The sequence below is a fragment of the Hyunsoonleella rubra genome (genome assembly GCF_042684665.1).
Lineage (GTDB): Bacteria > Bacteroidota > Bacteroidia > Flavobacteriales > Flavobacteriaceae > Jejuia > Jejuia rubra.
Genome location: NZ_JBHULY010000039.1, coordinates 244,971 through 257,830, shown reverse-complemented (window position 1 = coordinate 257,830; position 12,860 = coordinate 244,971). Strand labels below are relative to the sequence as shown.

The 12,860-nt window shown below is 38.5% G+C and carries 6 protein-coding genes and 1 pseudogene; 1 reads left to right on the top strand and 6 read right to left on the bottom strand.

Annotated features, from left to right (window positions below; translation table 11 throughout):
* Positions 1–68 precede the first annotated feature (68 nt).
* Positions 69–974, top strand: a pseudogene (locus tag ACFSR8_RS15580) (IS982 family transposase).
* An 89-nt stretch (positions 975–1,063) separates the two neighbouring features.
* On the opposite strand, the gene ACFSR8_RS15575 reads toward ACFSR8_RS15580, so the two are convergent.
* From ACFSR8_RS15575 to ACFSR8_RS15550, 6 genes are all read right to left on the bottom strand, one after another.
* Positions 1,064–4,042, bottom strand: coding sequence for a carbohydrate-binding protein (locus ACFSR8_RS15575; protein WP_380293708.1), 2,979 nt, complete (start codon positions 4,040–4,042; stop codon positions 1,064–1,066).
* A gap of 176 nt (positions 4,043–4,218) precedes the next feature.
* Complete coding sequence (locus ACFSR8_RS15570) at positions 4,219–7,137, bottom strand: glycoside hydrolase family 2 protein (RefSeq protein WP_380293706.1); 2,919 nt, start codon at positions 7,135–7,137, stop codon at positions 4,219–4,221.
* A gap of 81 nt (positions 7,138–7,218) precedes the next feature.
* Positions 7,219–8,646: a cellulase family glycosylhydrolase gene (locus ACFSR8_RS15565; RefSeq protein ID WP_380293704.1), complete on the bottom strand. Its 1,428-nt coding sequence runs from the start codon at positions 8,644–8,646 to the stop codon at positions 7,219–7,221.
* A 15-nt stretch (positions 8,647–8,661) separates the two neighbouring features.
* Positions 8,662–10,365: a GH39 family glycosyl hydrolase gene (locus tag ACFSR8_RS15560; protein WP_380293702.1), complete on the bottom strand. Its 1,704-nt coding sequence runs from the start codon at positions 10,363–10,365 to the stop codon at positions 8,662–8,664.
* 129 nt (positions 10,366–10,494) lie between these two features.
* Positions 10,495–11,268: a 3-keto-disaccharide hydrolase gene (locus ACFSR8_RS15555; protein ID WP_380293700.1), complete on the bottom strand. Its 774-nt coding sequence runs from the start codon at positions 11,266–11,268 to the stop codon at positions 10,495–10,497.
* Positions 11,269–11,278: 10 nt separating this feature from the next.
* Positions 11,279–12,841: a sulfatase gene (locus ACFSR8_RS15550; RefSeq protein WP_380293698.1), complete on the bottom strand. Its 1,563-nt coding sequence runs from the start codon at positions 12,839–12,841 to the stop codon at positions 11,279–11,281.
* Positions 12,842–12,860 lie beyond the last annotated feature (19 nt).

Below are 12,860 nucleotides of genomic sequence, written 5' to 3'. Positions count from 1 at the left end.
GTATGAAAAAAGCGGAATATTTAGTAAATTAAAGTACTGAATTCCAATTAACTAAAACAATCCGCTTTATGATTTCTTCCTCTAAAATTACCGAAATTTTCTGTTCCATTGATGATTTTTGCAAAGAATTTGTTCCTTTATTTGAACAAAGGCTCATAGGAAATGGTAAAAAGCGCAAGAAACCCTCCAAATTGTCTCTGTCCGAGGTAATGACCATTCAGGTGCTGTTCCATTTGAGTGGTGTTAGGACTTTTAAGAAGTTCTATCTAGGCTATGTTGGTTTGTACTTGAAAGACTGTTTTCCAGATGTCGTATCCTATAATCGTATGGTAGAACTGTGTTCCGAGAGCATGCTTCCTCTTTTGGCTTACCTGAAAACGCAGGGGACGGGGCACTGCCCAGGTATCAGTTTTATAGACTCAACACCTTTAAGGGTGTGCCACAATAGGCGCATACATTCCCATAAGGTATTTGACGGCCTGGCCCAAAGAGGGCAATGCTCCATTGGTTGGTTCTTTGGCTTTAAGCTTCACATTGTGACCAATGATAGCGGGCAGATTATTGATTTACTGATAACCCCTGGGAATAAAGACGACAGAACGCCTTTAAGAATAAAAAACTTCATTAAAAGGTTATGGGGCAAGCTCTATGGGGATAAGGGGTATATCGGCAAGGAACTATTTACGAACCTGTTTTCCGAAGGCATACACTTGGTAACAAAACTCAAAAAGAACATGAAAACCAAACTGTTGACCCCAATGTATGATGTGATTATGTTAAGAAAAAGAACTATTGTTGAGACTATCATAGACCAGCTCAAAAACATATTCCAAATTGAACATTAAAGATATAGAAGCCCAATAAACTTTTTTACCAATGTATTCTCTGGACTTATTGCTTATAACTTTACTGAGAAGAAACCCAGCCTGAACATTAATTTTGAAAAAAACAATCAATTGTGTTTGAATCTTTAATTATGTCGAACTCACGTTAACTAAAATAAAAATGGCCATGATTGTATAACTCCATCATGGCCTTTTAATTTTTTGCAAAAGAATAGTTGCTAGTTGTAAAGCAACTTCTTAATTATTCCTTCATCCGTCTTTAAGATATATATCCCTTTGGAATATTTTGAGATGTCCACAGTATGCCCATTGCCATGGGTTATTTTTCTTCCCAACAGTGAATATACCTCCCATGTTTTAGGTTTGCTTAGTTGAAATCTTCCATCACCACTTGGTATTGGGTACACTTTGAAGTCGTTATTAAACGCAAATTCGTCAACATTCAAGCTTCCCAATCGATTTAAAGTAACGTAATCGTACAATGGACCAGCACCTCCGCTTGGTATTTTTAATTCCAAAACCCAAAGGCCTGCTTGCAAACCAAATTCATCTGAGGCGTAATCCTGAAAATCACCACCTCCGGTAATTTTTCTAATACCATCAGTTGTTGAGCCATTTGGAGCAGAAAATAACAACTCTGAAGATGATAAATCTTTTGGTAACAAATAAGCTGAAAATGGTTTTGAGGTGTTAGAAAACGTAGCGTAGTTTACCAACATTTCGTATCGTCCACTTTCTGTGACATTAATGGTATATCTTGTGTATTCGTTCCCACTGAGTCCTGTTGTTACAAATCCCGTTCCCCCTTCAGCAACATCAACATCATCGCCTGCTTCGGTACGATACGCACCCCCAGAATTGCCTACTGACGAATCTGAAAATGCCAATCCTGAACCTCCTAAATCGTAATCCTCAATTTGAATAACCCCCGGAACCATATGCGCTGTTCCTAAAAATGGCCTTGTTGGGTAATCTGTGCTTGTCACTATAATTGTGCTCTCCTTAGTTCTACCCCTATCATCGGTCAACACCAGTTTTAGATTATAGGTGCCTTCGGCAATATTTTCAAGAAGTGTATCATTTTGTCCAGAATATCCCCATGTGAATGGCGCAGAAGCAATACTGCGCACCAAAACGTCATTTACAAAAAGTTCCATACTGGCAATGTTCTCGGGTGCGCTGGTTGTAGAAGCTTCAACTTCAATAGAATTCCCAGGTTCAATATTGTCCAAATCATTAGGCATCACAAACGTTGGAGCTTCTAAAATTGGAACCGCCATTATATTAATTTTATCTAAATTGAAACCTCCATTCTGCACATTAAGCTTCAGCTCATGCAACCCTTTCGTTAACGGAACCGTTAATTTTGTGGCGGTCTGAAAATCGGTGGCACTGGCCGTTTGTAGCAATGAAAAGTTATCAAAAACAACAACATCGTCGATCTCTATACTCACCAAAGCCCCGGCTATTGCAGAAGCGTAAATAAACTCAAAATCGTAATCATCGGCTTTTAAAACATTGACATCGTACTTTAACCATTCTCCATTTTGGGTATCACCAACGTAAGTGATACCTACGTCCGTTCCCACATCCACCCCATCGGTATCGATACCTGGGCTCAATGTATTGTCGGCAGTTGTATCTGAAAAGCCAACACCTTCACCACCATCCTTATAATCTTCGGCTTGAATGGTGCCCGCAATAAGGTGGATGGATTCATCAAAATATATCTCTGAAATTTTGCTAACAGATAACGGTGGCAATGTAATTGTACCTGTACCTTCCTTAACCAATTGCATCGGGTCTGAAAAATAATCTATCGGATCTACTTCGCCTAAATTTTCAAATATCAGTGCCTCATGCTTAAAACTTCTGGAATACACCACATCATCAAACTTTAATTCAAAAGTGACAGGTTTGTCCGTAAGATTTACTACGACTACTTTGGTTTCGCCAAATTCATCAGTCGTGGCCCTCGCATTTACCGCATTTACCGAACCCCGAGCAACGGTTAATTGTGCCGAAGACGTTACCGTACCATTTAATAAAGTGGCATCTCGAAATACATCTTGAATAATTTCGTAGGTGGACAGATAGCCTCTTTTTTGAAGCGGGTAAACAGGTTCTCTATTGCTCCCAACTACCACCATAGAATTCAAAACTCGATTAAAGATAAACCAGTTGGCACGTTCGTAAATATCCTGGTTTTCAGCCATAAACAGAAATACATCAGCCATTCCTAAACATGCGCCTCCATGAACGTTATCTCCTGCTGAAACACCCCATTCTGTTAACCAAACTGGCTTTCCAGGAGCAAAGCTTCTTACCCAGTTTGCAGAATCTTCTAGTTCCAATTTTGCAGTTAACAATAGGCCGTATGCAGTATTACTATCTGCTGCTTGATCAGGATCGGATCCCATATATTTATGTAGTGATATAGCATCAAAAAAACTTCCATCTCCGATAATGGTATTGTTGTAGCTTGTATGGTCTATTGAACTGTCAATACCATTTCTCCAACTTAAAGGCAAAGACAATTTAATATCTGGAAATTCTGCTTTAAGCGCACTAGACACTTCTGAAGCGGCCGATAAATACATTTCGGGTGTTTCTGTTCTTAATGAGCGCTGTCCTCTCCAAAAGTGCTCGTTTCCTAATTCAATGGCTTTTACTTCCAGCCCTAAACCAATATCTTTTTGCGCTCTGGCAACGCTACTTGCCCCATCATCAAAATTGATTGAGTAGGTCCACATCATATCATAGCCCTCACCTCCAGTTCTGTTCTTTTTTTGTGTATTTAAATCTGCAATACCATCGATGTCTCCCGTGATACAGCATACAAAGGTTTGTAATGCTTCCTCATGATCCCTGTTATCATAGGCATCATCCTGATAGCCATCGGTTTGCCATTCGTAAAAATTGGCCCAAACCCCATGCGGAAATCGAATAGTCACAGGATCCACAAGATTTATAAAATCCTTTTGAAGTTGGGTATCAAACCCTTGAATATTATAGCCTATTATTTTGTTATTAAAGGGCTCAGTATCATCCGTATCCACATTTAAGGAGGCAGTTATATCATTCGGCAGGGTAAACGGATATTCCTGTCCGTAAAATTGTGAATAACAAGCGAATACTAATATTAAAAGAATTACGCCTTTATATGATTGTAATTTGTATCTAGTATTCTGAGTCATAACTATAATTTTTGCGTAAGTTATACCAATCTTCACTAAAAAATATCCTGAACTATGCTGATTGTCAACAAAAATCCGATAAAATAGCTCATTTAATCGTTCCGACTAAACTATGGTGGTTTTTCAATATTTCTGACAAACAAGGGCCTATCCTAAAAATTAAATACTTTAACCTTTTAAAACTTTTTACCTATTACGGTGTACATTTTGGCATCCTCAGGCACATCACCATCACTATTTCCAGCCATAATAATACTCTCTCCTGCTTCTGCTACTCGATGAAATAATGACATAACAGCTTCATCTAGTTTTATGTTATCTTTAGTATCCTTAAAATCTTCCAACAAAAACTCTGGACGTGGTACACGGTCGTCATGTAAAACGTAAATGTGCATTTTTTGCCCTGCAATAAATTGTAATTGGTCTCTTGCCCAATAGCCTTTATCAGAATTTGGTGTTCTTATGTATTCAGAGCCAACTAAGTACCTGGGGATTACTGTATAGTTATGTTCTAAATCGGTATGTGATTTTTTACCCCAATGCATGTTTGTTCTTAACATCGCTTTTCCATCACCGGTGTAACTAAACTTAGTAAACAATTTACTTTTGTTAGTTTCTCCTGGAATATACTCTGGGATTTCGGGCATATGTATTGGCATAGGCTCTTCGGTCAACACATTTTCATAAACCTGTGGCAACTCTAAAGTTAGTCCATCTACAATTTCTACCTTGTTTGATGTTAATGTGACACTTGCTGGAGTTAAACCCTCTTGTGTAGCAGTAATCGTAACGGTTCCAGCATCTAAAAGTGACCGCACCGCCACCCGATTAATACCGGCTTCAACATCTAAAAATAAATTGTTGGTAGAATTTTCCTTTCCGCTATTGTAGCCACCGCGCCATATTGCCGGCCCCTCAATGGTAAAATCTACACGTCCTTTGGCTAAAGGGCAACGTCTTCCTTTAGTATCCACAACCTCAACATCAATTAATGCAATATCAGAACCATCAGCTTGCCATCCCTTTGGGCCAACAATTGGGGTTAACTTGAGTGCTACTGGCTCGCCCGAGGTTTCTTTTGTATGCATTGCTTTTACTTCACCATCAACAATCCCTTCCGCTTTAATTGCTCCTGCTTCCCATACAACATTTTTGAATGCATAAAGATATCCGCTTTCAGGTGTGTTGTTTTCACCTACCAACCTACCGTTAACATAGAGTTTTATCCCTGCGGTATTAGACACTACAAAAATGTCTTTTTTTGTACCTTCTTTATAATTCCAATGCCCTATGATATGCACCTGTGGTTCTGGTCGCCACATGGCTTTTGTGGCATAAAAGGCCTCTTTGGGCAAACGCACCGCGTCTACCTCTCCACTAGCTCTGGTCACTTCGGTTTGTCCACGACCACCGTGCGTACCGTCTGTAAAAACCCAATTGGCACCACCAACATGATAGGCTTTTCTGCCCATTTTGTCCCACCAGTGTTCTACTTGTCTTACGGCAAATTGCTCCGAGGTAATTTTATAGGTGTTCTTTTTAATGTTAGGATGGCTAAAGAAATTATCATCAGGCGAATGCTTATCCCAAATTCGCCTTGGTGCTTCTTCGCGCATGTATTCGCTTTCAATCAAGGGTAAATCAGGGTATTCACGCTCCCAACCTTCGGTTCCAATTTCAATAGAAATATAACCCTCTGAGTCATTTTTAACATCAGCCCTTCTATTACCCATTAAGCGTTTTCCGTTAGGGTCGAATGTACTGATAACCTCTAAAATTTCTTTATAATGCGCTTCACTTTCGGCCCAATTACCACCTTCCCATATAAAAATTGAAGGGTGGTTTCGGTAGTACACAATCATATCCTTAAATGCCTTGATACGGATATCCCAAGTTTCGCCTTCATCTTCAGACTCTCCACTTACTCCCGGCATCAAGGTTACAAAACCGTATTTATCGCCCATGGCCACCTCGGCTGGCGATCCTGCACAGTGCCCCCACCGAATAAAATTACCTCCAGCTTCATCCATCAATCTAAACGTATAATCGCGCAACCAATCAGGTAGGGCTGTGCCTAAACCTGCCCATGTATTGGTAGGCTTTTGTCCCCAACCGTGTAGTTTAGCATACTCCCCATTATTGAAAAAACCTTTGTCCTTATCGAAATTGAAATTGCGTATTCCTAAAGGTGTGTTATAGGAATCGATGGCTTTACCATCAACTTTCAATACACTTTCTACGGTGTACATATACGGATGACGCGTGTACCAAAGGTTTGGATTTTCTAAAGTGGTTTGAACTGAAAAGGTGAATTTTTCTCCAACATTTACACTTTGTTGCGCTCCTGAAACCCCAACAAGTTTTCCATCGTTATCAAATATCTTCGCTTCAAAAGATACCGTTTTAGGCTCACTGTATTCATTTTGAACCTCGGCATTTACGAAAATATCCGCACTGGCTTCCGATATATTATCAGCATACACGTAAGTCCCCAATGTTTCCAAATTATCATAAAGCGGAAGGGTTATATGAAGTGGGTCCATTATATGTAAAAACACGTTTCGATAAATACCGCCATGGGTAGGATGCCAATGCTCATGGTTCCAAACCAACGGAAAATTGTCCCTAAAATGATCGCCACGATCGTTGTTGACCTTTACCGCGATGACGTTATCTCCTTCAAAATTCAAATGAGGCGTTAAGTCGTATCCAAAAGGAATAAAACCTGTTTGGTTTTGCCCTAAATGCACACCATTGATGTACACATCGGCGATTTGACGTACCGACTCAAACTCAATAAATACTTTTTTTCCTGCGTCCGTTTCAGGCAACCTAAAATGCTTACGGTACCATACAGTACCTCGCCATTGGTTTTCCTCACCATCATGATGTCCTAAACTGTAATCGTCAAAAGTATCCACATCATTAAAGGTATGTGGGCAACTTACCGTACTCCATTCAGCATCATTAAAACCTTTATTTTGGGCATTTTCTGGGTTTTCTTTGATAAACTTCCAATCAGGATTGAAGTTGTATTTTGTTCTTGTTTTTTCAAAGGTATCGGAGGCATTATTTGATTTGTTCTCACAAGACAAGCAACCAAAAGTTAGAAAAAGAAGACATACGAATTGGATGTTAAAGGTTTTAATAATCATCATCGCTTGGTTAAAAAAAATTTAGTTATTATTAAAGTTTCGAATACCAGGTACGATTCGCAAACTGATGTTTTCTTGTGTTTCAGGCCATTTTAGTATGAATAGCTTTTGCGTTTTTTCATCCCAAATAAAGTTTGAGATATCAAACTGTTCTGGAGCTTTGTAAACTTCCAATCCTACATTTTTTATAGGATTATGGTATAACACGATATCATCGTCAATTAATACCGAAAAACCATCAGGATAGTGCCTATTGGCTCCAATAAAAATTTTGGAAGCACCTTGCTTCTTATTTGGTTTGAAATTGACATTTAACTTTCTAGTGGCATGGTTAAAAAAGAAGGATTTGATATCACCTGCAACGGTTTGCGGAAATGGCCTTGAAATTACATCAGTAATATATTTGCGCTCGACAGTTCCTGCATCTGTACTATCGCTAAAAATGGCCCAAGTTGAAGGTCCTCCGGATAAGAAATGTTGCATAGTTCGATTGCCCAAAAACCATGCTTTAATGGAACCTACCCCCATTCTATCAAAAACCTCGGCAGTTTTGATGTAAAGCTCCTTGTATTCCAATTGCCCTAACCTACCACTGATTAAGGTATCGGTTTTTGCGAAGGTTGGAAACCCCCACTCCCCAATTAGAATTGGTGCATTTAGCAAATCGGATTCCTTGTCAAAACGATCCATCACTGGTTTTATAAAATCGATTTTATTTTGATAAATATGAGGTGCAAACACAACGTTTTTCCGATTTATAGGCGCAGTAATTTCGGCATATTGATTGTTGTCAATCCCCTCTCCTTTATTCATAAATATGGATTGAATCAGAATCTTTTTATCAGCATTGATTTTTTGACTTTCATCAATAATTTTTTGATATAGCGGAATTAAATACTTTTTGGTCAACTGATTATACGAAATATCCATGGTGAGTTTCCTTGGCTCATTAACCACGTCATAACCTGCAACAGCTGTGTTTTTGGCATACCGATTCCAAATCACTTTCCATGCATCAATATAGGTTTCATACTCGTTATTCTTGTTCAGCCAAAATTCTTCCCAAACAAATTTTTCAACTCCATACACCGTCATTTTAAAAACGGTTTTGATATCATGATGTTTTCCTAAGGCGACAAGTGAGTCCAGTTTTTTCAAATAATTAGGCTCTAGTTTTCCTCCTGGAAATTCGCTTAGTTTTCCAAGTTCTAAACGAATCACTTGATAATTGGACCCCATTCTAACCATACGGGCATAGTCATCGCTATTAAAAAACACTTCACCTTTATGATCGTTGGTATTCATCACGAATCCCCTAGGGATAACATGTCTGCCCAAATCATCACGTAGTCCATGTTTAATTTGGCTAAAAGTTGCAAGTGTAATTAAGCTAAAAAGCAGAAAAAGAACTGCTTTTCCCGTTTGGATTTTTGTTCGTTGCGTTTTCACAAGTTAGTTTGGTTTTTATTCCGGAATTAATTCAATTAGCTTTACGCTATGCGGTTCTAAATCAACTTTAAGTATCAAGCTTCCATTTCTTTTACCTACAAGAGAATCTGTCATGGTTTGAGGCAGTCTAGCTAAATCAGTGTATTTGGACAAATTGGCATTTAGCACATCTTTCCACCCATCTTCAAATCTATCAGATGGTCTGTTACCATAAATGCGTCCATCAGTTTTTTCATTGACTCCTGCATTTCTTACATCCTTATAAAGCTCGTGCATCATAACCCCATGGTTTTTATCGACAGTCCATTCATTCATTTTCCAGGTTGTTCCACTGGCAATTACCCCACTTTCCAATTTAGGATATAGGGTGCGTTTCGCTGTACTCGTTCTTGATGGATTGTGATTGTAAACCAACAAATAAACGATATCGCCTTTTACCACTGGTATAACCCCAGCGTAGCCGTTTAAATTATCTACGGCTTCTAGCCTATTGCCGTCCTCCATCTTTTGAAACATACGCATTACATTTTTTCTGGCTTGTGGCAAAACACTGGATTCTATCTCCTGCCCCCAATCGTAAACTTCATTAATTTTAAATTCGTAAACCATATCTGCTACAGTGGCGTACCAACTAGCTCCTAGTTCTGTGGCGTCGGATAAACTTAAACCCCTTATACGGTTTTCGTCCCTTAGCATTCCAAATTCTTGAATATCCAAGGGAATATTTGAAAATTTGGGGATACTATTTAGTTTATTTCTGTAAGATTGAATTTTTTCGGGCAAAGCCACGGTGTTTTGGTCAATTTTCTCATAATATGAAATACTGAAAAAATCCATTTTTGTCCCAGTAGCACCTGTGGCATAATTAGTACCGGTTGCACAATGGTCTATTAGCTCTGTTGTATATGTCGCCGCACTAGCTTCGGTTAACATATTTCCAGGCCCAATAATGGCATCAGGAATCACTTTTAAAACCTCATCAACAGTGATATCGTAATGCTTAAAATAATCTTCTTTTGTACCGCGCCAATGATCTGGGGTAAAATTGGGCTCTGTACTCACCCTAAATCGCCAAGTCTTTACTTCATTCATGCCAAATTCGTTAACCAGCGTGGTTAAAAAAGCATTTACATACTGGCGCCAGTGATCGTAATTATCAGGAGGACTTGTATTACCATAAGTACTAACCACTTTGTTTTCAACCATTTCCCATGGTACTTTACTTAGTACAATTCTCGGTTTAAAACCAGTACTCATAAAATCGCGCATATTGGTAAGCAAATCACTAAAATCTGTGATAATATTACCTGAGGCGTCCACTCCTTGATAAAATATATTTCGGTTATCTGTTCTTCCACCCATTGTCCTCACAAGATTATAACTTTTCACATAATCTTTTATGGGGATTATCGAATTTCTAAAACCAGAGGCACTAAACCTTGTTTGATTAATCATAGGTCGTGTTGACCAAAAATTATGAAATGGGGCAACCACCGCACCTGTATTAATTGTTACCAATTGGTTGGGGTCTACATCATTTTCATCTATACCTCCAGGTTCTTGTGGGTTTTCAGGTTCTTCGGGCTCTTCTGGGTCAACCGGATCAGGTTTTTCGGTAATAACTTCTTGAACATCTTCTGCCTTTGAGCACGTGTAGAATACTGTAACTACACAAAGCAGAAGAATCACGCCAAAACTAAAATTAATTATTTTCTTCATATCATTTTTTATTTAGCCTTCCAAAGTTCGAGGATTAATAAGCAACCACCAATTATACTTTGACTATTTAGACCTAATTTTACTTAAAATTTAAGTTTATGGCATTTCTTCCGGAAAGGCACACCATAGTTAATCTAAGGTTTTTAACATTATATCTTTGTATTCTATTTTCATTGGAGGACCTACATGGACCTGAACGCCTATAAATCCTTTAACCGACCTATTCAGTGTATCTAAATCAGCTACTTCACTCATCAAAACGCCGTTTACATAATGTTGCATTATGTTTCCATTTACTTTGATATGAACACTATTCCAGTCGTTTGATTTAATATGCGATCTTAATTCAGGCTTAGTGGCCAATGTGTCCACAACTGTTCTTGTTTGCCAACGGTTCTTTTTAACATTCTTACGCAAATTAGTCTCAGGGATAGAATCTGGCATGTTTGGTATCACAACTTTTTCTCCCATGTAGGCTAATGTGGTGCGTTTTTTTTCTTCGTAATTCTGACCTGTATATTTATTTTTACCATCAATATCGCATTGATAGCCTCTTAATGCAAAAGGCACACCTTCAATAATTTCGCTTCTATAATTGAATCCGCTATTCCCAGATTCTGAAACTCTATATTCCAGTTTTAATTCAAAATTTTCAGGTTGTTCTTTTTCGTAAATGATAAATGAATTGCGCTTTAAAATAGTCTCTGGAGTAACTTCGCCTACCAATATTCCATTTTCAACACGCCAGTATGTAGGGTCTCCTTCCCATCCTTCAAGGTTTTCACCATTAAAAATTGAAATAAATTCATTTTTATTATCGTCTTTCTTTTTGGATTTTGTTCCGCAAGCAACAAGAACACCAACTAACAAAACACTTAAATAAGAAATATAAATACCTTTCATCGTCTATTAATTAATCAACGGTTATTTGACTTCCCCACCAATCTTTGTTGGGTTTAAAATCTGGAGATAATACTTCCAGTCTTTGTTTTTCTAAGTTTGGCAATTTTTCGTTTACAAGCTTTTGCAAACGCATTTTTCGCTTATCTGGATTAAATTCGGCATCCGGGGTTGGGTACTGTGCATTTACTTCTTTCAACCAAGTGAGTAATTGATTGCTTAAATTTTTGGCGATTTCTGGGTGTTGGGCAACCACGTTCTGATTATCATTTTCTTCAGAAGGGAGTTTAAAAAGCTCCTCACGCCCATCTTCCCAATAATGAATGAGTTTCCAGCCCTCTTTTTGAATAATTGAAGATGGCTCGCCACCTTGATTTCCATAATGCGAATAGTGCCAAAATAAAGGTCTGTTAATTTCTGCTTGCTTACCCTCTATTAAAGGTTTTAAACTTACGCCGTCTAAATGTTGTTCTTGTTTCAAAGGCAAATTTGCCAAATCTAAAAGTGTAGGATATAAATCCGTACTCACCACTGGCACTTCAGACTTTTTTAACTGTTTTAACCAAGGTATTTTTATAAAAAACGGTTCTTTAATACCGCCTTCCCATTGGTAGCCCTTCCCCCCTCTTAACGGTAAGTTACTAGTGGCGTAATTATCACCAGAAGCAACGCCACCGTTATCAGAGGTGAATACTACAATGGTATTATCATCTATACCATTGTCCTTTAAGGCTTTTAAAACTACACCTACGGCATCATCCATAGATTCCACCAGACCACCATAAACCGGGTTATCCTGAACTTGGCGAATTGGTAAAACGCGCTCCATCTTATAACCCTTTATGGCTATGCCCAAACTATCTGCTTTTTCTCTATATTTTGCCCATTTCTCTTGAGTAGTTTGTATTGGGGCATGTACGGCATAAAAAGATAAAAAGGCAAAAAACGTAGAGTCTTTATGTTTAGAAATAAAATCAGCTGTCTCGTTTGCCAAACGCATGGTTAGATTTTCTCCTTTTTGTTTATTTTTTAGTTTAGGGTTATTCCAAGGCGCAAAAAAACCTCCTGCAGGTCCACCGCGATGAAACCCGCCTTTGTTAATATCAAATCCATGATCCTCTGGGTAAGAGCCTTTATCACCCAAGTGCCATTTTCCCGCAAAAAAAGTTTTGTATCCGTTTTCCTTAAAGGCCTCTGCAATAGTAATATCGTCATGAGGCAACTGCATCACATAATTTGCCGGAAGTAATTGGTCATGCCGGCCTCTTGTGCGCCACGCTTCTCCTGCCTTAGCCCCAATCCAATCTGTGATACCGTGGCGCGCAGTAAATTTACCTGTCATAATGCTTGCCCTTGAGGGACTACAAACACGGCTTGAAGCATAACCATTCGTGAATATTATTCCTTCACTTGCTAATTTATCGACATTAGGCGTTTCATAAAACGTACTGCCTGTTACGCCTAAATCATGATAACCTAAGTCATCAACTAAAATGAAAAGGATGTTGGGTTTACTATGTTTGCTTACCTTCTCTTTTTTACAGTTAAAAAACAGAATTATAGGTAATAATAACAAGCTTCTACCCCACTTAATC

Coding starts and splice junctions, on each gene's coding strand:
- ACFSR8_RS15555 (WP_380293700.1), bottom strand. CDS start 11,268: ATGAAAGGTATTTATATTTCTTATTTAAGTGTTTTGTTAGTTGGTGTT.
- ACFSR8_RS15560 (WP_380293702.1), bottom strand. CDS start 10,365: ATGAAGAAAATAATTAATTTTAGTTTTGGCGTGATTCTTCTGCTTTGT.
- ACFSR8_RS15575 (WP_380293708.1), bottom strand. CDS start 4,042: ATGACTCAGAATACTAGATACAAATTACAATCATATAAAGGCGTAATT.